General features: G+C 64.6%; 24 protein-coding genes and 1 riboswitch. Of the genes, 16 read left to right on the top strand and 8 right to left on the bottom strand.

Annotated features, from left to right (window positions below; translation table 11 throughout):
• Window positions 1-51 precede the first annotated feature (51 nt).
• The 4 genes from ACTJLC_RS03190 (at window position 52) to ACTJLC_RS03205 (ending at window position 4605) form a co-directional block, all read left to right on the top strand.
• A complete protein-coding gene (locus ACTJLC_RS03190) occupies window positions 52-783 on the top strand; it encodes a c-type cytochrome (RefSeq protein ID WP_073429062.1) in 732 nt (243 codons plus the stop codon).
• A gap of 21 nt (window positions 784-804) precedes the next feature.
• Complete coding sequence (locus ACTJLC_RS03195) at window positions 805-2103, top strand: c-type cytochrome (RefSeq protein ID WP_073429063.1); 1299 nt, start codon at window positions 805-807, stop codon at window positions 2101-2103.
• Window positions 2104-2225: 122 nt separating this feature from the next.
• Complete coding sequence (trhA, locus tag ACTJLC_RS03200) at window positions 2226-2846, top strand: PAQR family membrane homeostasis protein TrhA (protein WP_073429064.1); 621 nt, start codon at window positions 2226-2228, stop codon at window positions 2844-2846.
• A 211-nt stretch (window positions 2847-3057) separates the two neighbouring features.
• Window positions 3058-4605 (top strand): DEAD/DEAH box helicase, encoded by a 1548-nt coding sequence (locus ACTJLC_RS03205; RefSeq protein WP_073429065.1) that lies wholly within the window; start codon window positions 3058-3060, stop codon window positions 4603-4605.
• A 46-nt stretch (window positions 4606-4651) separates the two neighbouring features.
• Here ACTJLC_RS03205 and ACTJLC_RS03210 read toward each other — a convergent pair whose 3' ends face one another.
• The 3 genes from ACTJLC_RS03210 to ACTJLC_RS03220 form a co-directional block, all read right to left on the bottom strand.
• Window positions 4652-5173, bottom strand: coding sequence for a pyridoxamine 5'-phosphate oxidase family protein (locus ACTJLC_RS03210; RefSeq protein ID WP_073429066.1), 522 nt, complete (start codon window positions 5171-5173; stop codon window positions 4652-4654).
• A 105-nt stretch (window positions 5174-5278) separates the two neighbouring features.
• Window positions 5279-6106, bottom strand: a complete 828-nt coding sequence (locus ACTJLC_RS03215) for a ferritin-like domain-containing protein (protein ID WP_073429149.1) — start codon at window positions 6104-6106, stop codon at window positions 5279-5281.
• A 345-nt stretch (window positions 6107-6451) separates the two neighbouring features.
• The gene (locus ACTJLC_RS03220; protein WP_310131780.1) at window positions 6452-8095 is read right to left on the bottom strand and encodes a gamma-glutamyltransferase family protein; all 1644 of its coding nucleotides are present in this window, start codon (window positions 8093-8095) and stop codon (window positions 6452-6454) included.
• 32 nt (window positions 8096-8127) lie between these two features.
• On the opposite strand from ACTJLC_RS03220, the gene ACTJLC_RS03225 reads away from it, so the two are divergent.
• The 3 genes from ACTJLC_RS03225 (at window position 8128) to ACTJLC_RS03235 (ending at window position 9695) form a co-directional block, all read left to right on the top strand.
• Complete coding sequence (locus ACTJLC_RS03225) at window positions 8128-8361, top strand: hypothetical protein (protein ID WP_310131777.1); 234 nt, start codon at window positions 8128-8130, stop codon at window positions 8359-8361.
• A gap of 48 nt (window positions 8362-8409) precedes the next feature.
• Window positions 8410-9189, top strand: a complete 780-nt coding sequence (locus tag ACTJLC_RS03230) for a DeoR/GlpR family DNA-binding transcription regulator (RefSeq protein WP_083083208.1) — start codon at window positions 8410-8412, stop codon at window positions 9187-9189.
• Between the two features lie 308 nt (window positions 9190-9497).
• Window positions 9498-9695: a hypothetical protein gene (locus tag ACTJLC_RS03235; RefSeq protein ID WP_073429069.1), complete on the top strand. Its 198-nt coding sequence runs from the start codon at window positions 9498-9500 to the stop codon at window positions 9693-9695.
• Window positions 9696-9955: 260 nt separating this feature from the next.
• Here ACTJLC_RS03235 and ACTJLC_RS03240 read toward each other — a convergent pair whose 3' ends face one another.
• The gene (locus ACTJLC_RS03240) at window positions 9956-10330 is read right to left on the bottom strand and encodes a hypothetical protein (protein WP_176035727.1); all 375 of its coding nucleotides are present in this window, start codon (window positions 10328-10330) and stop codon (window positions 9956-9958) included.
• 200 nt (window positions 10331-10530) lie between these two features.
• On the opposite strand from ACTJLC_RS03240, the gene glpD reads away from it, so the two are divergent.
• The 4 genes from glpD (at window position 10531) to ACTJLC_RS03260 (ending at window position 15452) form a co-directional block, all read left to right on the top strand.
• Complete coding sequence (gene glpD / locus ACTJLC_RS03245) at window positions 10531-12069, top strand: glycerol-3-phosphate dehydrogenase (RefSeq protein ID WP_073429070.1); 1539 nt, start codon at window positions 10531-10533, stop codon at window positions 12067-12069.
• Window positions 12070-12251: 182 nt separating this feature from the next.
• On the top strand, window positions 12252-13751 hold the full coding sequence (gene glpK / locus ACTJLC_RS03250) for a glycerol kinase GlpK (protein WP_310131773.1): 1500 nt from the start codon (window positions 12252-12254) through the stop codon (window positions 13749-13751).
• A gap of 109 nt (window positions 13752-13860) precedes the next feature.
• Window positions 13861-14574 (top strand): MIP/aquaporin family protein, encoded by a 714-nt coding sequence (locus tag ACTJLC_RS03255; protein ID WP_154874250.1) that lies wholly within the window; start codon window positions 13861-13863, stop codon window positions 14572-14574.
• A gap of 191 nt (window positions 14575-14765) precedes the next feature.
• Complete coding sequence (locus ACTJLC_RS03260; RefSeq protein ID WP_310131770.1) at window positions 14766-15452, top strand: HAD family hydrolase; 687 nt, start codon at window positions 14766-14768, stop codon at window positions 15450-15452.
• Window positions 15453-15557: 105 nt separating this feature from the next.
• Here ACTJLC_RS03260 and ribB read toward each other — a convergent pair whose 3' ends face one another.
• From ribB to ACTJLC_RS03280, 4 genes are all read right to left on the bottom strand, one after another.
• Window positions 15558-16274: a 3,4-dihydroxy-2-butanone-4-phosphate synthase gene (ribB, locus tag ACTJLC_RS03265; RefSeq protein ID WP_083083199.1), complete on the bottom strand. Its 717-nt coding sequence runs from the start codon at window positions 16272-16274 to the stop codon at window positions 15558-15560.
• 147 nt (window positions 16275-16421) lie between these two features.
• Window positions 16422-16606: riboswitch (FMN riboswitch) on the bottom strand.
• 126 nt (window positions 16607-16732) lie between these two features.
• Window positions 16733-17422: a helix-turn-helix domain-containing protein gene (locus ACTJLC_RS03270; RefSeq protein ID WP_073429074.1), complete on the bottom strand. Its 690-nt coding sequence runs from the start codon at window positions 17420-17422 to the stop codon at window positions 16733-16735.
• 186 nt (window positions 17423-17608) lie between these two features.
• Window positions 17609-18775: an MFS transporter gene (locus tag ACTJLC_RS03275; protein WP_073429075.1), complete on the bottom strand. Its 1167-nt coding sequence runs from the start codon at window positions 18773-18775 to the stop codon at window positions 17609-17611.
• 4 nt (window positions 18776-18779) lie between these two features.
• Window positions 18780-19199 (bottom strand): VOC family protein, encoded by a 420-nt coding sequence (locus ACTJLC_RS03280; RefSeq protein WP_310131762.1) that lies wholly within the window; start codon window positions 19197-19199, stop codon window positions 18780-18782.
• A 120-nt stretch (window positions 19200-19319) separates the two neighbouring features.
• Here ACTJLC_RS03280 and ACTJLC_RS03285 point away from each other — a divergent pair, with 120 nt between their 5' ends.
• From ACTJLC_RS03285 to ACTJLC_RS03305, 5 genes are all read left to right on the top strand, one after another.
• Window positions 19320-20303 (top strand): LysR family transcriptional regulator, encoded by a 984-nt coding sequence (locus ACTJLC_RS03285; protein ID WP_310131760.1) that lies wholly within the window; start codon window positions 19320-19322, stop codon window positions 20301-20303.
• A 128-nt stretch (window positions 20304-20431) separates the two neighbouring features.
• Window positions 20432-21832, top strand: coding sequence for a tRNA (N6-isopentenyl adenosine(37)-C2)-methylthiotransferase MiaB (miaB, locus tag ACTJLC_RS03290; protein ID WP_310131757.1), 1401 nt, complete (start codon window positions 20432-20434; stop codon window positions 21830-21832).
• 45 nt (window positions 21833-21877) lie between these two features.
• Complete coding sequence (locus ACTJLC_RS03295) at window positions 21878-22957, top strand: PhoH family protein (protein WP_073429079.1); 1080 nt, start codon at window positions 21878-21880, stop codon at window positions 22955-22957.
• A gap of 87 nt (window positions 22958-23044) precedes the next feature.
• On the top strand, window positions 23045-23506 hold the full coding sequence (gene ybeY / locus ACTJLC_RS03300; protein ID WP_073429080.1) for an rRNA maturation RNase YbeY: 462 nt from the start codon (window positions 23045-23047) through the stop codon (window positions 23504-23506).
• Between the two features lie 27 nt (window positions 23507-23533).
• Complete coding sequence (locus ACTJLC_RS03305) at window positions 23534-24220, top strand: gamma-glutamylcyclotransferase (RefSeq protein ID WP_310131753.1); 687 nt, start codon at window positions 23534-23536, stop codon at window positions 24218-24220.
• Window positions 24221-24292: the final 72 nt, after the last annotated feature.

Here is a 24292-nt window from a genome sequence, read left to right on the forward strand (position 1 = left end):
GGCTGCCCTTCACACCGAGCCGCTCGAAGTTCGGTCAGGTCCCCGATTTTGATGGAGTTACGCGTGTCTTCAAGACGCATTTTCCGCCCGTTGCTTGCCCTTCTGCTGATCGGCTCCGCGGGTGTCTATAGCGCTGCGAAAGCGCAGACTCAACCGAAGGCCCCCGATACGATGGAAGCGCGCGTGCAAGGTTGCACGGCCTGCCACGGCACGCATGGTCAAGGTACTGATAACGACTACTTCCCGCGTCTCGCCGGCAAGCCGGCCGACTACCTGTACAACCAGTTGCAGAATTTCCGCGAAGGTCGCCGCAAGTACCCGCCGATGAACTACCTCGTCACGTATCTCTCGGACGACTACCTCCATCAGATCGCCACGTACTTCTCGCAGCAACGCCCGCCGTATCCGCAACCGGCCAAGCCGACGGTGTCGGCGGCCACGCTCGCGCGCGGTCAGCAGATCGTGCTGAAGGGCGACGCATCGAAACAGATTCCGGCTTGCGCGGCTTGCCACGGCAAGGGCTTGACCGGCATGGAACCCGCTATTCCGGGTCTGGTCGGCCTGCACTCCGATTACATCAGCGCCCAGCTCGGCGCCTGGCGCTCGGGTTCGCGCCACGCCATCGCGCCTGATTGCATGCAGACCATCGCCACGCGCCTGACCGATGAAGACGTGAACGCCGTCGCTGCATGGCTTTCCACGCAACAGGCCCCACAAAACCCCGTGCCGGCTCCGGCCCGCTCGATGAAGACTCCGCTTGCCTGCGGCAGCGAACCGCAATAAGGCACCAGGAGAGACACTCACATGAAACGCAAGTCTTTGTTCGCCCTCTCGGCAGTCGTCGTCGTTGCGGCTGCCGCACTCGTTCCCGTCCTGTGGTCGGGCGGCGACAACCTGCATAACGGCACGGCCGTCGCGGCAACGCCCGCCGACCAGGCCGCGCTGATCAAGAAGGGCGAGTATCTCGCCCGCGCCGGCGACTGTATCGCCTGCCATACGGTGCGCGGCGGCAAACCGTTCGCCGGCGGCCTGCCCATGGCCACGCCGTTCGGCACGATGTTCACGCCGAACATCACGCCTGACGACCAGTACGGTATCGGCAAGTGGACCCAGGACGACTTCTATCGCGCGATGCATACGGGCCGCTCGAAAGACGGCAGCCTGCTGTATCCGGGCTTCCCGTTCACGAGCTACACGAAGGTCACGCGCGCCGACTCGGATGCGATCTACGCGTACCTGCGCTCGGTCGCGCCGGTCAACGTGGCAAGCCGTCCGCACGAACTGAAGTTCCCGTTCAATCAGCGCAACATGCTGATCGGCTGGCGTACGCTGTTCTTCCGCGAAGGCGAGTACAAGCCTGATCCGACCAAGTCGGTCGAATGGAATCGCGGCGCGTATCTGATCGAAGGCCTCGGCCACTGCGGCATGTGCCATACCTCGATCAACGCGATGGGCGGTCCGGTCAGTTCGGCTGCGTTCGCCGGCGGCCTGATCCCGCTGCAGAACTGGTACGCACCGTCGCTGACGTCGAACAAGGAAGCCGGCCTCGGCGACTGGGAAACCAAAGACATCGCCGATCTGCTGAAAACCGGTGTCTCGAACCGCGGCGCGGTATTCGGTCCGATGGCTGAAGTGGTTCACAACAGCCTGCAGTACATGACGGACGCGGACATCAACGCAATGTCCACGTACCTGAAGACGATCCCGCAGAAGAGCGAAGCGCCGGAACCGCTGCAGTTCGAAACGTCGGAAAAGTTCGGTGGCGAACTGTTGAAGCAAGGTCAGAAGATCTACGCTGACAACTGCGCGAAGTGTCACGCGGAGAACGGCCTCGGCATGCCGCCGGCCTTCCCGCCGCTCGCGAACAACCAGTCGATTCAGATGTCGTCGGCGGTGAACCCGATCCGCATGGTGCTGAACGGCGGTTATCCGCCGAGCACGGAAGGCAACCCGCATCCGTACGGCATGCCGCCGTTCGCGCAGTCGCTGTCGAATCAGGAAGTGGCCGCCGTCGTGACGTACATCCGTATGTCGTGGGGCAACCACGGCACGGCTGTCTCGCCGCAGCAAGTGGCTGAACTGCGTTCGGCGCCGCTCGACTAAGCAGCGTGAGATGCACTCTGGGCGCGGCCGGCGAAACTCGCGGCCGCGCCCTTCGTTTTTTTCAGCACCGGTATCATGTGGGCCACATTGGCCTCGATGACGCCGCGCAGGAGGAAAGAGCCGTGCATGTCGGTGAGCGTTTCAACAGCATTACCCACCTCGTCGGCGCCGTGCTGTCGGTGGCGGGGCTGGCTACGCTCGTGACGATGGGCGCGCTCGCGGGCGACGCGTACAAGGTGGTCAGCTTCAGCGTGTACGGTGCGATGCTGTTCGTGCTGTATGCTATCTCGACGCTGTACCACAGCGTGCGCAACCCGCGCGTGAAAGCTGTCTTGCAGAAATGCGACCACTCGGCGATCTATTTGCTGATCGCCGGCAGTTACACTCCGTTCACGCTTGTCACGTTGCGTGGGCCGTGGGGCTGGTCGCTATTCGGCGTAAGCTGGGGGCTTGCCGCTCTCGGCATCGTGCAGGAACTGACGCTCGGGCGTCGCACCCGCAGCGTTTCGATGGTGCTGTATGTATTGATGGGATGGCTCGCGCTCGTTGCCATCCGTCCGCTGGTCACGGCTTTACCGACCGCGGGTACCGCCTGGCTCGTGGCCGGCGGAGTCATTTACAGCGCCGGCATCTACTTCTTCATCAACGACGAGCGCATCCGGCACGGACATGGTATCTGGCACCTGTTCGTACTGGCGGGCAGTCTGTGTCAATTCGTCAGTGTCGCGCGCTACGTCGCGTGACACGCCACGGCGGCGAAATGCAACTTAAGGCCAGTCAACGTGTCTGCATAGCGCGTTGAAGCATTCGGCACGCGTTCCCGCGTGCCGCCGATTTCTCCGCGACCGGAACTGGGCTCTGGCCTCGAATACGCCACGAAGGCGTATTCATGCCGCGTTTTGCCCACTTGGGCCCCGTTGTGCCGTTCGCGATACTGCATTGCAAAGAGTTTTTATGTCTTTTGATTCCCTCGGCTTGTCCGAACCCTTGGTCCGCGCTGTACACGAACTCGGCTACACCACGCCGACTCCGATCCAGACACAAGCGATCCCCGCCGTGCTCAACGGCGGCGATCTGCTGGCCGGCGCGCAGACCGGCACCGGCAAGACCGCCGGCTTCACGCTGCCGATCCTGCAGCGCCTGAACACCATGCCGGGAGTCGCCACGGCTTCGGGCAAGCGCGCGGTGCGCGCGCTGATCCTCACGCCCACGCGCGAGCTTGCGGCCCAGGTCGAAGAAAGCGTGCGCGCTTACGGCAAGTACCTGAAGCTGAAGTCGACCGTGATGTTCGGCGGCGTCGGCATCAATCCGCAGATCGGCGCGTTGAGGAGCGGCGTCGATATCGTCGTGGCCACGCCGGGCCGTCTGCTCGACCACATGCAGCAGAAAACCATCGACCTGTCGCATCTCGAGATTCTCGTGCTCGACGAGGCCGACCGCATGCTCGATATGGGCTTCATCCACGATATCAAGCGCGTGCTCGCAAAGTTGCCGCCCAAGCGTCAGAACCTGCTGTTCTCGGCCACGTTCTCCGACGAGATCAAAACGCTCGCCGACAACCTGCTCGACTCGCCGGCGCTGATCGAAGTCGCACGCCGCAATACGACCGCCGAGACGGTCGCGCAAAAGATTCACCCGGTGGATCGCGACAAGAAGCGCGAACTGCTTACGCACCTGATCAAGCAACACAACTGGTTCCAGGTGCTGGTGTTCACGCGCACCAAGCACGGCGCGAACCGCCTCGCCGAGCAGCTCACGAAAGACGGCATCAGCGCACTGGCGATTCACGGCAACAAGAGCCAGTCGGCTCGTACGCGCGCGCTCGCCGAGTTCAAGGACGGCACGCTGCAGGTGCTGGTCGCCACCGACATCGCCGCACGCGGCATCGATATCGACCAGTTGCCGCACGTGGTCAACTACGATTTGCCGAACGTGCCGGAAGACTACGTGCACCGCATCGGCCGCACGGGTCGCGCGGGCGCGACGGGCGAAGCGATTTCGCTGGTGTGCGTCGACGAACTGCAATTGCTGAAGGACATCGAGAAGCTGATCAAGCGCGCGGTGCCCCAGGAAGTGATCGCCGGTTTCGAACCGGATCCGACTGCGAAGCCGGAGCCGATCCTGCGCCGCGGTCAAGGCGGTGGCGGTGGCGGCGGACGTTCGCCGCGCCAGGGCCAAGGTGCGCCGAAGCGCGATGGCGCTTCGTCCGCGAAACCGGCGCAGCGCTCGGGTCAGCGCCCGGCGAACGGTCAGCAGCAACCGAGACCGCAAGGCGCAAAGCCGGCCGGCAACGGCGGCCAGCCGCGCCGCGACGGTCAGCGTCAAGACGACCGGCCGCGCGCTGTCGCGCATGAAGGCAACGGCGCGCAGCATGCGCCGCGCAAGCCGCAGGCCAATAAACCGCAAGGCGGCAACCCCGGCGCTTTGCTCGGCGGCACCAAGCAGCGCAACGACGCGCCGCGCGGCGGCCAGCCGACACGCAGCGGCCAGCGCGGCCGGTAGCCTTCAAGGCTCGCCAGCCGTCGTCCTGATTTAGCGCAACAAGGGACTAACGGCTGGCCGCCGTTCGCTTCAGGTGCTCGATCTGCCGTTTCCATCGGTCGAGCACCGCCTCCTTCCCCTCTTCTTCCAGTTCGAACGTAATGCCGCTCGTCAGGCGCGCATAACGCACGCTTTGCGTCTCCGCCGAGTCGATCGAGCAGATCAGATAGACCAGTCCGCTGTCGTCGCCTTCAACGCAAGGCAGCGGCGCGACCCGCAACTGCACCTGATAAAACGCCTCATCGCAAACAAAGGTCAATGCGGCCCGGCCGTTGCGCTCGATCGCGCGCGTCGCCCTCGCTTGCGGCCACAACGCGATGCACAGCGTGCGCGAATCCGGCGCATACAGTTCGCCGACGCCGAGCAGCGACGTACGCACATGACCATTGGTATCGACGCTCAGCAGCGAGGCGGTGAACCCCGTCTTGCTCGCCAGCGACGAACCGTCGAACAGCGCGCGCACGGCATCGGGCCATTCGTCGAACACGTTCTGTTCGAGCGGACGGGGGGGTGCGGGAGAGTCGCTCATCGTGTCGATCCGTCGAGTAAGTCGGTCAGGCTCAAAAATGCCTCGAAGAGCGAATGGCCCGCACGAGCGGGCCATTGGCGTTCATGCGGCAAGCCAACTGAAAACTCAGCGGAAGAACACGTGCTGCGTGATCTTGGCGAGCGGATAATGCACGCCCGGCTGAATCCTCGCGGGCAGATCGAGCGGCTTGAGCAGCATCTTCACGCACATATCGGCCGACAGATTGCGCCGCACCAGCGCATTGATGCGCGCCGCGCGCTCGCGGTTGTAGAGCGAATCGTGCACGCGCTCCGGATAGCGAATTGCGAACACGTGGCGCAGCGCGATCTCCGAGTCTTCGTTCTTGATCTCCATTACCCGGCGCATCAACGCGCCGAGCACGGCGAGACGGCCGTTGCCTTCGATCTTGTTGTACTTCTTGAAGTATTTGAAAAAGTGCTTGTAGTGACGGACTTCGTCGATGCGGATGTTGTCGGTAATCTGCTTGAGCACGGGTTCGTCCGAGCATTCGCCGATCGCACGATACAGCGTTGCCGTGCCGGTTTCGACCACGCAGCGCGCGACCATTTCGAGCGCACGCGTCTTTTCGAAATCTTCCACCGAACACGTGAGCGAATACTCGTCCATGAAATTGCGGAACGCGGTGTCCCAATCGAACTCGGGCCAGACGTAAGCGATATACGTCTTGAGCGCCCGGCCGTGCTGCATTTCCTCCGGCTCCCACTCGTTGTTGAGCCAGGCGGAGACCTCGGGATCGCCGTCGAAGAACGTGCTCAGATTACTCGTGTAAAGATCGGTGCCGCTTTCGATAAACGAAGCGGCGCACAGCAGCAACAGCAAATCTTCGTTGGCGACAGCCTTCTGGCGATCTATGCGGGTGAGGTCGATATCCTCGATCCGCCAGGGCATGGCGTGGTTCGGCTCTGTGTGCATCGTGTCTTGCTCCGAAAGCTGTATCGACTCGTGGAGCATGCTCGCAACCGCCCGCTCTCGCCAGGTGGTCCGCCGTGTCTGATACAGCGTCGTGAATTAGAGTTAACCCCTTGTATCTTGCATCTTAGCCGGTGTTTCGCAACTCTGCAGATAACCCAGCACAGACCATGCCGGAACGTCGCAGTTCAATCCCAGGGTAGTCGATGACACCGTCGAACGGGAGCGCCGTGCGTGAGGCGTAAAAAAGCCAGCTCGGCGAGCTGGCTTGAGTCTGCATGAAAAGCCCTGCGGATAGCGCATGCGAAGCGCCCCTTGAACGGCGCCGCGCTTCGCGAATGGAACCGCTCAGAACCCGGCGGCCAGGCCGTCGCGACGGCTGTCGCTCGCCGCCACATAGCCGCGCTCGGGATCGTTGCGATCGAGCTTCCAGATGTACTGGCCGGAGCCGAAGTCCATGTACGGATCGTCGACCGACTTGATCGTGTGGCCGAGCTTCTGCAAGGCTGCGGCGGTGTTCGAATCGAGCGTCGCTTCGACGTCGAGCGTGAAGTCGCGGTTGACCTTCCAGCGCGGCGCATCGCAAGCGGCCTGCGGCTGCTGACCGTAGTCGAGCATCCTGACGATCGATTGCAGATGACCTTGCGGCTGCATGTCGCCGCCCATCACGCCGAAGCTCATCACCGCTTCCTGCTTGCCGTCCACCTGCTGCGTGAGGAACGACGGAATGATCGTGTGGAACGGCCGCTTGCCGCCTTCCACGACGTTCGGCGACTTCGGGTCCATCGAGAAACCGCAGCCGCGATTCTGCATGGAGATGCCGGTGTCCGGCACCACGATGCCCGAACCGAAACCCATATAGTTGGACTGGATGAAGCTGACCATCATGCCGCGCTCGTCGGCCACCGACATATAGATCGTGCCGCCCGCTTTCGGCATGCCGAAGTCGAACGGCGTCGCGCGCTTGTGGTCGATCAGCTTCGCGCGCGAAGTGAGGTAGGCGTCGTCGAGCATCTGCTCGGGCGTGACTTCCATCGAACGCGGATCGGCCACGTAGCGATAGACGTCGGCGAACGCGAGCTTCATCGCTTCGATCTGCAAATGCTGCGATTCGACGTTGTCGACCGCGAGCGCCTTCACATCGAATTTTTCGAGGATGCCCAACGCGATCAGCGCCGCGATGCCCTGCCCGTTCGGCGGAATCTCATGCACGGTGTAGCCGCGATATGCCTTGCCGATCGGCTCGACCCAATCCGCGCGATAGTTGCGCAGGTCGTCGATGGTCAGCGCGCCGCCGCCCTCGCGCGAAAATGCGGCGATCCGCTCGGCGATCTCGCCTTCGTAGTAAGCGCGCGGACCTTGCTCGGCGAGTTTGCGCAGCGTCTTCGCGTGGCCCGGAAAGCGCACCAGCTCGCTCACTTCCGGCGCGCGGCCATGCGGCATGAAGGTTTGCGCGAAGCCCGGCTGGTCTTTCAGGTCGGGCACGGCCGCCGCCCACTTATGGGCGACGATGCTCGCCACCGCGTGACCGCGCTCGGCGATCTCGATCGCCGGCTCCATCAGATCGGCGAACGGCAGCGAGCCGAATTTTTGATGCAGCGCTTCCCAGCCCGCGATCACGCCGGGCACCGTCACCGCATCCCAGCCGCGCACGGGCTGCTTCGCGAGGCCGTTTTGCTCGCCGTACTTGCGCTTGAAATAGTCGACGTTCCACGCCGAGGGCGACACGCCCGACGCGTTCAAGCCGTGCAGCTTCTTGCCGTCCCACACCAACGCGAACGCGTCGCCGCCCAAGCCGCACGACACCGGCTCGACCACCGTGATGGCGGCCGCCGCCGCGATCGCCGCGTCGACGGCATTGCCGCCTTTCCACAGCATGCGCAGCCCCGCCTGCGCGGCAAGCGGATGCGACGTCGACACGATGTTGCGCGCGAATACGGGCAAACGCGGCGTTGGATAAGGGTTTTGCCAGTTGAAGCTGAAGCCAGTCATGGTCGAACACTCTCGAAAGCGCGGCCCGGCGCATGAACATCGCCGCGGCCACAGAAACGGGTAAAAAAAGCGGAACCCCGGATTGCAGCGCGATCCGGCACAAAAAACAAATTCATTTGCGAAATGAATCAATGCATGGCGAGGCTGAATGCCGTCACGCATCGTCGCCGATCGCACGCATCTTGCGCGAGATGGCGGACACGGCTCGCGATGGTCTTACAATACGCTCACCCCGTTCACGCATCGCTCGTTTCCGGCCCGGCTGAGCCCGCCGGCGGCGGGCAGCGCCGATAAAAACCCACGACCCGAGACACATGACCCGAGACCCCCGCCTGACTCTCAATGCCCGGCAACAGGAACTGCTGGAGTGGGTGCAACGCGACGGCTTCGTGACCGTGGACGACCTCGCGGCTCACTTCGACGTGACGCCGCAGACCATTCGCCGCGACGTCAACTGGCTCGCCGACATGAACCTGCTGCGCCGCTATCACGGTGGCGCCAGTTTGCCGACCAGTTCCGAGAACGTGTCCTACACGGCGCGTCAACGGATGTTCCATGACGAGAAACGGCGCATCGCGGCGCTGGTCGCCACGCACATTCCCGACCAGGCCTCGCTGTTCATCAACCTCGGCACCACCACCGAGGAAGTCGCCCGCGCGCTCAACCGGCATCGCGGCCTGCGTGTGATCACCAACAATCTGAATGTCGCCAGCATGATGAGCGGTTATCCGGATTGCGAAGTGCTGGTGACGGGCGGCATCGTGCGGCCGTGGGACAAAGGGATCGTCGGCGAACTGGCGATCGATTTTATCCGCCAGTTCAAGGTGGACTTCGCGATCATCGGCACGTCGAGCATCGAAACGGACGGCACGCTGCGCGATTTCGACACCCGCGAAGTGCGCGTGGCCGAGGCGATCATCCAGCATGCGCGCACCGTCTTTCTCGCCGCCGACAACTCGAAGTTCGGCCGGCCCGCGCTAGTTCGCCAAGGTCATCTCGACCAGATCGACGCCCTTTTCACCGACGCCGCGCCGCCCGCCGAAATGATGGAAACGCTCACCGCCGCCAATTGCCAGGTGTACGTCGCCGGGTAAGGCCAGGCGTTCTCCGCCATGTTGCAGCGCACGCGAAACTTCGAGTGAATTCAAGGATTTGCCCGCTGCCTTGAACCGCCTCGACGGCGCTGGATTGTCAAAGGGAAAATTTACTGGGGCTCCTTTGGTGTTTAACGTGCGGTTGACTACACTCCAGTTCCCCGACGTTCGTTTCGCATTCCGCGTAGCGCCGGTTGCGTGAACCCGTCGCGTAAGCCGTACTTCCCGCCTGATCCTGTAGCGGACCTCACTGGCCTCTGGCCAGTTGCCGGCAAGGCCGTCCGCGTTTGCTTGACATGGAGAGAACGATGCTGAGTCCGCATGAATTCGCCACGCTGTTGCTCGTCAAGGACGCTCCCAATCAGGTCGACATGGAGCGGGAAGAACTCGATGCACTACTGGAACGCCAGTTGGTGCAACTCGAACGGCTCGCATCGGGCAATGAACAATGGCGCGTCACTGAAAGCGGCGATAGCGCACTGAGGGCCATCAAACGTTTTTCCTAGCTACGTTCCAGGTTATGGCTGCAGCCACCGGAGTCGCCAGCCGACATCCGGAGGCGTGAGCTTGGGTTGCGCCGCAGACGTGGCGCGCCCGCGTCGCCTTGACGATGCACCTATTTGCTTCGAGTAATCCGGCCGCCGCCGTGGGACGCGGCCGCTTCGTCGCGCCCCGAGCTAGGCGCGCGCCGTCGCGCCGCAATGCCGCGTGAATTTTATCGAGCTTTATCGAGCGAAAGCCCCGCGGCCCCGGCCGAAGCCGAGCCTCAACCGCTGCGCAAGGTCGGATCGACCGCGGCGCGCCAGCTCAACGCCCTGGCCCGCTGATCGGTGAAGAACGCGACCCACTGGTTGCGCACCTGCGGATCCGCGCTCATGCCTTGACTTGCATAGCGCTGCGCGATCGTGGCCTGAAACGCGCAGTACTGGTCTTTCGACAGCTTGCCGCGCCGGTTCGCCACATAGGCATCGAATAACGTCGCATACACGCCTTGGGCGTCGTTGCCGTAATCGACCGGCTCGGCGCTGCACATCTGCTGCAACGACGCGAACGACGGCGCGCCCATCGTCCCGTTCAGGCTTGGCGTGCCGACGCACCCCGTGAGAAGCGCAGCGGCGCCGATCATCAAAAGTCCACGCATGAATTCCCCTCCAAATGGCTACTGCGCAGAGTATCGTCCGTGGCCGCGCGTTGCGCCACCACTCCACCCGCGAGACGAAGAGGTGAGCCGGAAAACCGAACTTTACTTTTTCGAATATGTTCATTAAAGTTCGAAAACGAACACTGGCGGTTCGATAGACTTTCCATACGATTTCCGACAACACCTAGGGGACACAGCAGGTGACGCAAGGCTCGAGATACGATTTGCTCGTCGTGGGCGGCGGGATCAACGGCGCGGGAATTGCTCGCGACGCGGCGGGCCGCGGCCTGTCGGTGCTGCTGTGCGAACAGGACGACCTCGCGGCGCACACGTCGTCGGCGAGCACCAAACTGATTCACGGCGGCCTGCGCTATCTCGAGTACCGCGAGTTCGGTCTCGTGCGCAAGGCGCTGCAGGAGCGCGAAACGCTGCTGCGCGCCGCGCCGCACATTATGTGGCCATTGCGCTTCGTGATGCCGCACATGCCCGATCTGCGTCCGGCCTGGCTGATTCGCGCCGGCCTGTTTCTCTACGATCACCTCGCCAGGCGCGAACTGCTGCCCGGTTCGCGCGGCATCGTGATGCGCAATCATCCGGCGGGCGCACCGCTCGTCGATTCGATCAAGCGCGGCTTCGTGTATTCGGACGGCTGGGTCAACGACGCGCGGCTCGTCGTCCTGAACGCGCTGGATGCCCAGGAGCGCGGCGCGAAAATCCTCACGCGCACGAAGCTCGTCAGCGCGGTGCGCGCGGGCGGCGAATGGCGCGCGCAACTCAAGCGCGCGGACGGCACGCTGCTCGACGTTCGCGCAGCCTCGATCGCCAACGCCGCGGGCCCGTGGGTCGGCGAACTGCTGCAAGGCGCGCTCGGCCGCAAGGCGTCGCATAGCGTGCGCCTCGTGAAAGGCAGCCATATCGTCACGCGGCGCCTGTTCGAACACGATCACGCGTACATCTTCCAGAATCCCGACAAGCGGATCATCTTCGCGATTCCGTACGAGCACGATTACACGCTGATCGGCACGACGGATATCGAATACCGCGGCGACCCCTCGCAGGTGGCGATCAACGCGGAGGAAATCCAGTACCTGTGCGATTCGATCAACCGCTACTTCAAGGAAAAGATCTCGCCGGCCGACGTGCGCTGGACCTATTCGGGCGTTCGGCCGCTGCTCGAGGAAGAAGGCGCGGACAATCCGTCGGCGGTCACGCGCGATTACTCGCTCGAACTCGACGCGCCCGCGGACGAGGCGCCGCTGCTCTCGGTGTTCGGCGGCAAGATCACCACCTTTCGCAAGCTCGCTGAAGAAGCCGTCGACAAACTCGCGCAAGCGCTGGGCGGCAACGCGAACGCCGCACCCTCGTGGACGGCCGGCGCGCCCTTGCCCGGCGGCGACATCGCGCACGCGAACTTCGAGCGCTTCGTCACCGAATTCAAGCAGCAGCATGCCTGGCTGCCGGCCGACCTGGCTTACCGCCTCGCCCGCGCATACGGCACGCGCGTCGAGCGCGTGATCGGCAACGCGCGCTCGGTGGCCGATCTCGGCCGCGCATTCGCGCCGGGTCTGTACGAGGCCGAGCTGGTTTATCTGCGCGACACCGAATGGGCGCGCAGCGCTCAGGACGTGCTATGGCGCCGTTCGAAACTCGGGCTGCATGTCGAGCCGGGCACGCTCGATTCGATCACGCACGACATCGACGCGTGGTTCGCACGCGAACCGGTGCGACAGAGCGCATAGTTAGACTCTCGACGCAGCCGTCGCAACGCACCGCGCTCGCGGCTCACGTGAACCCGACCGATTCACCCCTCGGCTAGACGAAGCCGGCACGCACGAAACCATTGCGGCCCGCTCAAAACAACAAGCCGTTCCCGTCGCCGGTCCGCAGTCCGGCGATCCATAAAACGCATGGAGAAGAGACAATGCAGGATCAGTACATCCTCGCGCTCGACCAAGGCACCACCAGTTCGCGTGCGATGCTATTCGACCGGCTCGGCAATATCGTGTCGACCGCTCAGAAGGAATTCCAGCAAATCTATCCGCATCCGGGCTGGGTCGAGCACGATGCGCAGGAAATCTGGTCGACGCAAGCCGGCGTCGCCGCCGAAGCCGTGACGCGCGCCGGCATGAACGGCACCTCGATCGCCGCGATCGGCATCACCAATCAACGCGAAACCACGGTCGTGTGGGACCGCGAAACCGGCCATCCCGTCTATAACGCGATCGTCTGGCAAGACCGCCGCACCGCCGACTTCTGCGACCAGCTCAAGGAGCGAGGTCTGGAGGAAAAGGTCCGCGCGAAAACCGGCCTGCCGATCGACTCGTACTTCTCGGCCACCAAGATTCGCTGGATTCTCGACAACGTCGAAGGCGCGCGCGAAAAGGCGAGGCAAGGCCGCCTCGCATTCGGCACGGTCGATAGCTGGCTGGTGTGGAATTTCACCAAGGGCGGCCTGCATGTCACCGACGTGACCAACGCATCGCGCACGATGCTCTTCAACATCCATACGCTGAAGTGGGACGACGAACTGCTCGACGCGCTCGACATTCCGCGCAGCATGTTGCCGGAAGTGCGGGCATCGTCGGAAGTCTATGGGCCGACCAAGACCACCGTGTTCGCCTCGAAGATTCCGCTCGCGGGCATCGCCGGCGATCAGCACGCCGCGCTGTTCGGGCAGATGTGCACGCAGTCGGGCATGGTGAAGAACACCTACGGCACGGGCTGCTTCCTCGTGATGAACACCGGCGACAAGCCGATCGAGTCGAAGAACAATCTCGTCACCACGATCGCCTGGCAAATCGGCGATCAGATCAACTACGCGCTCGAAGGCAGCATCTTCATTGCCGGCGCGGTGGTGCAATGGTTGCGCGACGGCCTCGGCATCATCAAGAGCGCGGCGGAAATCGAAACGCTGGCGCGCAGCGTGCCGCATTGCGACGGCGTGTACCTGGTGCCGGCCTTCGCCGGGCTCGGCGCGCCGCATTGGAATGCACGCGCGCGCGGCACGCTGTTCGGCGTGACGCGCGGCACGACCTCCGCGCATATCGCACGCGCAGCGCTCGACTCGATCGCCTATCAATCGCTCGACGTGCTGAAGGCCATGGAAGCCGATTCCGGCATTCGCATCGGCGAATTGCGCGTGGACGGCGGCGCCTGCGCGAATAATCTGCTGATGCAATTCCAGGCCGACATTCTCGGCGTCGACGCGGTACGCCCGAAGGTTGCCGAAACGACCGCGCTGGGCGCGGCCTATCTGGCCGGCCTCGCGGTCGGCTATTGGAAGGACGTGGACGAACTCCAGAACCAGTGGAAGCTGGACCGCCGCTTCACACCCGCGCTGCCGCACGCCGACGTCAAGCAGTGCCTCGACGGCTGGCAACGCGCGATCCGCGCCGCCAAGGCCTGGGCCGACGCGTCCTGAGCGTCCTGACCGACCCGCGCGGCCCAAACCCGCTTGACCCCAAGCTCTCGATGCAACGAAGCCGCTTATCCGGCGGCTTCCTGACAACCCTGTTTCGGATCAACCTTCGATGTCTCCTTACATTGCGGAATTCATCGGCACGGCGCTGGTGGTGCTGCTCGGCGACGGCGCCGTCGCCAATGTGCTGCTCGCGCGCACCAAAGGCAAAGGCGCGGACCTGATCGTGATCGTGATGGGCTGGGCGATGGCCGTGTTCATCGCCGTCTACGTCACCGCGTCGTTTAGCGGGGCGCACCTGAATCCTGTCGTGACGGTGAGTCTCGCACTGGCCGGCAAGTTCGCCTGGGCCAAGGTGCCCGGCTACATCGCGGCGCAGATGCTCGGCGGCATGGCGGGCGCGCTGCTCGTGTGGGTCGCGTATCGCCAGCATTTCGCGAAAGAAGGCGATGCCGATGTGAAGCTCGGCGTGTTCTGCACGTCGCCGGCGATTCGCAGCGTGCCGCACAACCTGTTGACTGAAATGATCGCGACGTTCGTGCTGATTCTCGGCGTGCTGTATCTGGCTGCGCCCGAAGTGGGTCTCGGCGCGCTCGACGCGTTGCCGGTCGGCCTGCTGGTGCTCGGCATCGGCATCTCGCTCGGCGGCCCGACCGGCTATGCAATGAGCCCGGCGCGCGACTTGTCGCCGCGTCTGATGCACGCGCTGCTGCCGATTCCCGGCAAGCGCGACAGCGACTGGCGTTATGCGTGGATTCCGGTGTTCGGTCCGCTGGTGGGCGGCGCGGTGGCAGCGGGGCTGTATTTGTACCTGCACACGCACTGACCTTGCGGCCAGGCAATGCGGTTAAGAAGCGGTGGTTAAAGAGCGGGCACGAAGCCGCGGTCAAGAAGCGCGCGAACGCAAAGCAGCGGCGTCGCGCAGGCTGCGCCAAAGCACGTATCATGGCGCTTTTCAATCCGCGCCCGAGCTTGCTTTCGCCTGGCTCACGCGCTTTCCGCTTTCCGTTTCAAGGCATGATCGACCACCTCATCTGTGACTGCGACGGCGTGCTCGTCGACAGCGAAATCATCGCCGACCGCGTAATGGTCGAAACGCTGACCGCCGCCTTCCCCGGTCTCGACTTCGAAGCGGTCGTCAAAACGGCCTTTGGCCAGCAAACCTCGCGCTTTCTCGAAGGCATCGAGAAGTCGTTCGATATCGTGCTGCCCGCGGACTTTCTCGCGACCGTCGAACATCAGGTCGAACTCGCGCTCGCCGCATCGCTCAGCCCGATCAACGGCGTGCGCGACGCATTGCAACGCGTCACGCTGCCGGCCGCGGTCGTGTCGAATAGCCGGATGGCGCGCGTGCATGCCTCGGTGCGGCGCGCGGGCTTGCAGCAGATTTTCGGCGAGCGAATCTTCAGCGCCGAACAGGTGGCGCGGCCCAAGCCTTATCCCGATGTCTATCGCTTCGCCGCGCAGACGCTGGGCGTGGATCCGTCACGATGCATCGTCGTGGAAGACAGCGTGGCCGGTTTGAACGCGGCGCGCGCGGCGGGCATGAAGACGATCGCGTTCGTCGGCGCGAGCCATATTCCCGACGGGTACGCGGACGCGCTGCGCAACATGGGCATGACGCGCATCATGAAGCACATGGATCAACTGCCCGCGCTGATCGAGGCGGGCGTGCGCGGCGAGTTCAGAGACGTGCAGTCGTAGCCGTTTCGCTTCGCGGCGCGAGCCACAAAAAAGGCCGACTGCGCAACAGTCGGCCTTGTCGTTTGAGCGGCGTGCCGGATCATCCGGCGCCGCACATGCCGCGCTTCAGGCTTCGGCCACGCATTCCCGCGCCGCCGCCAGCGCCTCGCGAAACGCCACCAGTTCGGCGATCGTCAGCATCGGCAGATCGTGTTGCCGTGCGAAGCGCTCGACGTCCGCGCCGCGCGTCATCGTGCCGTCCGCGTTCATCAGTTCGCACAGCACGCCGGCCGGCTTCAGACCCGCGAGAATCGCCAGGTCGACCGTCCCCTCGGTGTGACCGCGACGCGCGAGCACGCCGCCGGGCATCGCCCGCAACGGGAACACGTGGCCCGGCCGCACGATGTCGGCGGGCTTCGCCGTATCGGCGATCGCGGCGCGAATCGTCGTCACGCGATCGAGCGCGGATACGCCGGTGGTCACGCCGTCGCGCGCCTCGATCGACACGGTGAACGCGGTGCCGTGACGGCTTTCGTTGTTGACGGCCATCGGCGGCAGTTCGAGCGCGCGGATCTTCTCGTCGGGCAGGCATAGGCAGACGATGCCGCTGCATTCGCGGATCAGCAGCGCCATGGTTTCGACGGAAAGACGCTCGGCGGACACGATCAGATCGGCTTCGTTCTCGCGGTCGTGGTCGTCCTGCAGGACGACGGCGCGGCCATCGCGCATGGCTTGCAAGGCGGCGGCGATGCGCGGCGGAACGGCTTCGGTGGCGAGCAGCGGGAGATCGAGGAATGCATCGGGTGCAATCGTCGACGGTGCGGGAAAAGCAGCAAAAGACATGATTGAAACGCTCATCGCAAAAGTTGGGCGAGAAACGTTTCAGGGCATTGCAAACAGACAAGGACGCGCCGTTGAACGCCGCCCGAAGCGCCGTTCACGCACCGCTCGAATGACTCGCGGCGCCACGGAAAACGTAGATGACTATCTGCACATCTTCTTCCATCCGGACTCTGACCGTCGGCTCTGGCTTCGCACCAGATCTGCTGACCCCGCTACGGCTTTCGATACGCTGAGAACCTGAACGACGCGGGCGCTCGCGGGCTCGCCGGCTCACGCTTTCGCGCTGCCGGCATACCGCCGGTGGGGAATTTCGCCCCGCCCTGAAGACGCACTGATTGCCGGATCGACCGGCTGGCAAAGCATACAGCAGTCGCGCGCGGCTCGCAGCGCAACCCTACTGGACAGACGGGCATCGCCAGGGCAGCGCCGCGGCGCGCGCGTCCGCCCACACCATTCCATCAAACCGGCGCGGCCTCGCGCGTCGTCTCGTGCGGCGCGGGCACGTCCCAACGCGGCGGCGTCTCCGCCTTCAGCGTGACGCGAAACGCGCGCGCTTCCGTGTCACCGGGATTGCGCAGGCTATGCGGCTGATCGGCATCGAACACGATCGCGTCACCCGTGGCGAGCAACTGGCGTTGATCGTGCACGCTGACTTCCAGCGTGCCTTCGCTCACCACCAGATTCACCGTCGTGCCCGGCGCGCGGCGCGTGCCGGCTTCGGTGTGCAACGGCGCGATGCGCAACTCGTGAAACTCGGCGGCAGTCGGTTCGGCGTCGGGATAGAGCGGCCGCGCCGAATAGCGCCCGTTCGAGCTGACCACGCGCGACGAGCGCTCCGCCGGCAGATGCTCGAAGCCGTTCGTCGCATGCCGCCGCAAGAACGCCGCCACCGACACCTTCAACGCCGCCGCCACCTTGCACAGCACCTTGATGGACGGCACGCTGCGCGCCGATTCGATCTGCGCGAGCATCGCGCGCGACACGCCGGAAGCGCGAGCCAATGCGTCGAGCGAGAGTTGCCGCTCGGCGCGCAAACGCGCGAGATTCACGCCGACCAGATGCTCCAGTGCATCGAAGGGTTCGGATGCACGCGGCGACGTGCCGGGGTCGGCGGCGGGATCGCGAACCAGCGCAAGCGGGGAATGCATGATTGCCTCCTGTAGCGCCGCCGGACGGCGGGCAAGCGGTTAGTGGAAGCAAGATAGCATCGGGTCCAGCCGCGCCCAACGAAGTTATCTTCACACTGTTATCAGCATTGCGGAGGACGCTTCCCGCAAAGCTTGTGCGAATTTTTTATATGGGCCGAGCGCCGCGGCTGAGCGGCGCACGCGCGGTCAGGCGCGCTGCGTCACCACCGCTTCCGGCGAATCCATGCGCGCGGCGAACCACGTCAGCAGCAACGCGGCCACGCTCACCGCCGCCGCGACCCACGGCAACGTATCGAGCGAATGGCCGTGATCGATCACGAGACCGCCGAGCCACGCGCCGCCCGCATTGCCCACATTGAACGCGCCGATGTTCAGCGTCGAGGCCAGATTCGGCGCCGCAGCCGCCTTCTCGACCACGCGCATCTGCAGCGGCGGCACCGTCGCGAATGCCGCGATGCCCCACACGAAGATCGTGATCGCCGCGGCCACCTGCGAATGGCTGGTGCGCGCAAAGATCGCCATCACCACCGCGAGCGCGACCAGGATGCCCATCAGCGAAGGCATCAGCGCGCGGTCGGCGAGCTTGCCGCCCACCGTATTGCCGATCGTGAGGCCCACGCCGAACAGCACCAGAATCAGCGTGACGCCGCGCGGCGAGAAGCCGCTCACCTGTTCGAGAATCGGCGCGATATAGGTGAACACGACGAACACGCCGCCGAAGCCGAGCACCGTCATCGCGAGCGCGGTCCAGACTTGCGGGTCTTTCAGCACGCGCACTTCATGACCGAGACCGAGCGGCCCGGCATCGTGACGATTCGGCACCAGCGCCGTCACGCCCGCCAGCGACAGCACGCCCAATGCGCTGACGATCCAGAACGCCGCGCGCCAGCCGAATTGCTGGCCGATGAACGTGCCGAACGGCACGCCCAGCACATTCGCCAGCGTCAGGCCGGTGAACATCAGCGCAATCGCGCTCGCGCGCTTCTCGGCGGGCACGAGCGAAGCCGCGACCACCGCGCCGATGCCGAAGAACGAGCCGTGCGCGAACGACGTCACCACGCGCGCGATCATCAGCACCGAATAACTGGACGCGATTGCGCACAGCGTATTGCCGACGATGAACACGCCCATCAGCAACTGCAACGCCAGCTTGCGCGGCATCTTGCTGGTGAGCACCGCGAGCAGCGGCGCGCCGACCGCGACGCCCAGCGCATAGCCGCTCACGAGCAAGCCGGCCGATGGAATCGACACGGCCAGGTCGTGCGCGACCTCGGGCAACAGACCCATGATCACGAATTCGGTCGTACCGATCGCGAATGCGCTGATGGCCAGCGCGAGCAATGGAATGGGCATGCTTCTACTCCAGGTTCTCAAGTTGAGCGTGATCGCCGTGGCGCAGCGCGGTCACGAATTCGATGACGACGCCCGGCGCGAGCGCGACGAACAGTTGCAGTTCGGCGGGTTGCGCGCGCATCCGAGGCACTCGCGCGAGCCGATAGTCCACGCCGGCCGCATGCAAACGGTCGAGCAGCGCCTGCCATTCGGCGGCGCCCTCCAGCCGGAATGCGATGTGGTCGATGCGCGGCGTCGAACGTCCCGCTTGCCCGGGCGCCGTCGCCTCGATCAGATGGATGACCGGGCGACCGTTCGCGTACAGCCAATGGCCATCGATCGAAAACGGCGGACGCGCGCCGTCCGCCAGCCCGACGACGCCGACAAAAAAACGTCGGACGGTGTCGGGTTCGGCGGTGACGATCGTCGCGTGATCGAGTTGCATGGCGTGAGCGGCTGGCCGCACCAGGGTTTTCGAGGACTGGATTGTCGCCGCCACACGTGGTTTTGATAATTGGCGTAGCATTTGAAGCATTATCAAATCCAAATTGAAAGTCGGACGACGATGGATAACCTCGGTGATATCCGCCTCTTCGTGGAAGCCGCGCAGCAGGGCAGTCTGTCGGCGGCGGGCCGCAAGCTGGGTTTGACGCCCGCCGCGGCGAGCGCACGCCTCGCGAAGCTCGAAGCCGGCCTGAAAGCCCGGCTCTTCGAGCGCACCACCCGGCAACTCAGGCTCACCGACGAAGGCCGCCTGTACCTGAACTGCTGCCGCCAGGCGCTGCAATCGCTCGACGACGCCGAAGCCGCGCTGCAAGCGGGCCAGGGCGTGGTGCGCGGCAAGGTGCGCATCTCCGCGACGTCCGACTTCGGCCGCAATCTGCTGATGCATTGGCTGGACGAGTTCAACGCGCTCTACCCGGAAGTGACCTTCGCGCTCACGCTGTCGGATTCGCTGTCGAATCTGGTGCAGGAGGACATCGATCTGGCGATCCGCTTCGGCGTGCCGCAGGACAGTTCGCTCGTCGCGCGCAAGCTGGCGCCGAACCGGCGCGTGCTGTGCGCATCGCCCGACTACATCGCGCGCAAGGGCGAACCCAGGGACCCGCACGACCTCGCGAATTTCGACTGCATCGTGCTCGGCACCGCGTCCGGCCCGGTCAACGAATGGCGCTTCACCCGCGGCGATGAAGTACAGAGCTACACGGTGCCGCTCGAAACGGCCCGCGAGACGAACGACGGCGCGGTCGCCCGCGAATGGGCGCTGCGCGGCTACGGCATCGCGATCAAGTCGATGTGGGACGTGGAAGCGGATCTGCGCACCGACGGCCTGAAAACCCTGCTGCCGGAGTGGCGCTATCCCGATGCGCCGCTGCACGCGCTCTACCATCGCAACCGCTTCATGGCGCCGCGCGTGCGCGCGCTGCTGGATTTCTTGAGCGAGCGCTTCGCGCAGGTGTCGGACGAACTGGAAGGCTTGCTGGGCCTGCCGCCGGAGCGGCCGCGCGCGAACGGAGCGGCCGAAACCCCATCCGATGAAGGGCTATAATATTGAGCTACGCGGCAAACCTGCATTGAAAAGGCGACAGCGCCGCTCCGCGGCCCGCCCGCATGTTTCGCCCCTCTTCACCTTTTAATTGACGCCCCCAGGTTAACCACTGCGACCGGCGAAATTCGATGACCAAGAAAGTTTATGTAAAGACCTTTGGCTGCCAGATGAACGAGTACGACTCCGACAAGATGGTCGACGTACTCGGCGCGGCTGAAGGGCTCGTCAAGACCGACACGCCGGAAGACGCGGACGTCATTCTGTTCAACACCTGCTCGGTGCGCGAAAAAGCCCAGGAAAAAGTGTTCTCCGACCTGGGCCGCGTGCGCGAACTGAAAGAAGCGAATCCCAACCTGATCATCGGCGTGGGCGGCTGCGTGGCGAGCCAGGAAGGCGCGTCGATCGTGTCGCGCGCGCCATATGTCGATCTGGTGTTCGGTCCGCAAACGCTGCACCGTCTGCCGCAAATGATCGACAAGCGCCGCGAAACCGGCCGCGCGCAAGTCGACATCTCGTTCCCCGAAATCGAAAAGTTCGACCATCTGCCGCCCGCGCGCGTGGAAGGTCCGAGCGCATTCGTGTCGATCATGGAAGGCTGCAGCAAGTATTGCAGCTACTGCGTCGTGCCGTACACGCGCGGCGAGGAAGTGTCGCGCCCGCTCGACGACGTGCTGACCGAGATCGCCGGTCTCGCCGATCAGGGCGTGCGCGAAGTCACGCTGCTCGGCCAGAACGTGAACGCTTATCGCGGCGCGCTCACGTTGGGCGCCGCCGAAATCGCCGACTTCGCGACGCTGATCGAATACGTCGCGGAGATTCCGGGCATCGAACGGATTCGCTACACCACGTCGCATCCGAAGGAATTCACGCAGCGCCTGATCGACGCCTACGCAAAGGTGCCGAAGCTCGTCAGCCACCTGCATCTGCCGGTGCAGCACGGCTCCGATCGCATTCTGATGGCGATGAAGCGCGGCTACACGGTGCTCGAATACAAGTCGGTGATCCGCAAGCTGCGCGCGATCCGCCCCGACCTGTCGCTGTCCACGGACATGATCGTCGGCTTTCCCGGCGAGACGGAAGAAGACTTCGACAAGATGATGGCGCTGGTGCACGAGATGAAGTACGACACCAGTTTCTCGTTCATCTACAGCCCGCGTCCGGGCACGCCCGCCGCGAATCTGCACGACGACACGCCGCGCGAGGTGAAGCTCAAGCGCCTGCAACATTTGCAGGCTACGATCGAAGAGAACGTGCAGCGCATCAGCGATTCGATGGTCGGCAAGATCGAGCGCATTCTGGTCGAGCGCCCGGCGCGCAAGGACCCGAACGAACTCGCGGGCCGCACGGAGAACAACCGTGTGGTGAACTTCCCGGCGCCGCTGGCTTCGCACGCGCGGCTGATCGGCCAGATGGTCGACGTGAAGATCGTCCACGCGTACCCGCATTCGCTGCGCGGCGAACTCGTGCTGGTGCACGACGACGTTCGTCCCGAAGCAAGCGCCCTTGCGGCAGCGGCCACCACTCACTGAGCGACGCGCGCCAGCGTCACGAACCGACAGGATCGATCCTCCGCCTTGAAGACCACTCAGCAGCATCTGGAATTCACCGCACCGCGCGACGACAACGCGCGGCTCGCCAACCTCTGCGGCCCGCTCGACGAAAATCTGCGGCAGATCGAGCAGGCGCTCGACGTGACGCTGCAACGCCGTGGCCACCGCATCACGATCCGCGGGCGCGGCGCGAAACTCGCGCTCACGGCGCTCGAAAACTTCTACAACAACGCGCGCGAGCCGCTGTCGGTCGACGACATCCAGCTCGCGCTCGTCGAAGTGCGCCACCCGGCGCGGCATCGCACGAACGGCAATGGCAACGGCCATGGCGATGCGGCGGTCGATCCGCGCTTTCCCGGCAATCCCGATCATCCGTTCGACGAACCCGCCGACAACGGCGAGGACGACCTCGAAGAGTTGGGTCCGAAGCTGTACACGCGGCGCGCCGATCTGCGCGGCCGCACGCCGGCGCAACGCGACTATCTGAAGCAGATCATCTCGCACGACGTGACCTTCGGCGTCGGTCCGGCGGGCACGGGCAAGACCTATCTGGCGGTGGCTTGCGCAGTGGACGCGCTGGAGCGCGATCAGGTCAAGCGCATCGTGCTGACGCGGCCGGCCGTCGAAGCCGGCGAGCGTCTCGGCTTCCTGCCGGGCGATCTGGCGCAGAAGGTCGATCCGTATCTGCGCCCGCTCTACGACGCGCTGTACGACCTGCTCGGTTTCGACAAAACCGCCAAGATGTTCGAGCGGCAGATGATCGAAATCGCGCCGCTCGCATACATGCGCGGGCGCACGCTGAATCATGCGTTCATCATTCTCGACGAGGCGCAGAACACCACGCCCGAACAGATGAAGATGTTCCTCACGCGCATCGGCTTCGGCTCGAAGGCGGTGGTCACGGGCGACACGACCCAGGTCGACTTGCCGCGCGGCGCGAAGAGCGGGCTGATCGAAGCGCAGCAGGTGCTGTCGGATGTGCGCGGCATTGCGCTCACGCGCTTCACCAGTGCGGACGTGGTGCGGCATCCGCTGGTCGCGCGAATTGTGGAGGCGTACGATGCGCATTCGCAGAAAACGGCCAATCCGGCGGATTCGCGCTGAGCCGCGCCCATTTGCGTCGAGCCGCGCCGAATGCCACGGCATAGGCCGCGGAAAACAAAGCAACAAGAGCAACAAAATCCATCACGCATGAGCCGCGCCCCGAAACTGACGTTGAATCTGCAATTCCCCGCCGCCAAAGCCTGGCCGGAACACAAGGCGCTGCTGCCGCGCGCCGCCGTGGCCGGCTGGATCAAGGCGGCGCTTTTCGCGGACGGCGAGCTGACCGTGCGTTTCGTCGATGCCGAAGAAGGCCGCACGCTGAATCGCACCTATCGCGGCAAGGACTATCCGACCAACGTGCTGACCTTCGCCTACGCCGAATCGGAAGACGATCCGGTGACGGGCGACCTGATCCTGTGCTGCCCGGTGGTCGAACAGGAAGCCGCCGAGCAGAACAAGCCGCTGATCGCGCACTACGCGCATCTGCTGGTGCACGGCACGCTCCATGCCCAGGGCTACGACCACGAAGTCGAGGAAGAAGCCGAGGAAATGGAAGCGCTCGAAACGGAAATCCTCGGCAAGCTGGGTTTTCCCGATCCGTACCAATAGCCGCCGCCAACCCCGTTCAAACCGACCGTGAGCACCTCTTCCCCCGAAGCCGACACGCGAACGCCCTGCCCCGACTATCCGCCGGCGCTCGGCGAATCGCGGCTCCTGACGGACGAGGAACTGCGCGCGTCGCTCGAATGCACGTTGCGCGATTGGGACCGCGCAAGCGATCTGTGGCTGTTCGGCTACGGCTCGCTGATCTGGAACCCCGGCCTGCCGACGCTCGAAGCCACCCGCTCCAAGGTGCACGGCTATCACCGCGGGCTGTATTTGTGGTCGCGCGTGAATCGCGGCACGCCCGAGCAGCCTGGCCTCGTGCTCGCGCTCGATCGCGGCGGCTCGTGCACCGGCATCGCGTTCCGCCTCGCCGCGGAGGGCGCGATGCCGCATCTGGAAGCGCTTTGGCGCCGCGAAATGGCGATGGGTTCGTACCGCCCGGCATGGCTGCCGTGCGTGCTCGCCGACGGCCGGCGCGTCGACGCGCTCGCCTTCGTGATGCGCCGCGACGTGCCGAGTTACACCGGCAAGCTGCGCGACGAGGTCGTCAAAACGGTATTCGGCTGCGCGTGCGGACGCTACGGCACGACGCTCGACTATGTCAGCCGCACGGTCCACGCGCTGCGCGAAAGCGGCATGCCCGACCGTGCGCTCGAAGCGCTGCTAGAACGGTGTCAGGCGGCCGGGCAAGCGGACGGCCGCCGCTCGAACCAGTGAGTTGTTTGCACGCTCACCGGCGCGCCGCCGGTGAGGCCTGTGTGAAACCCCTGCGCGGTCGTCGAACGCGGT

It is taken from the genome of Paraburkholderia sp. 22099 (assembly GCF_052045835.1).
Classification (GTDB): Bacteria; Pseudomonadota; Gammaproteobacteria; order Burkholderiales; family Burkholderiaceae; genus Paraburkholderia; species Paraburkholderia terricola.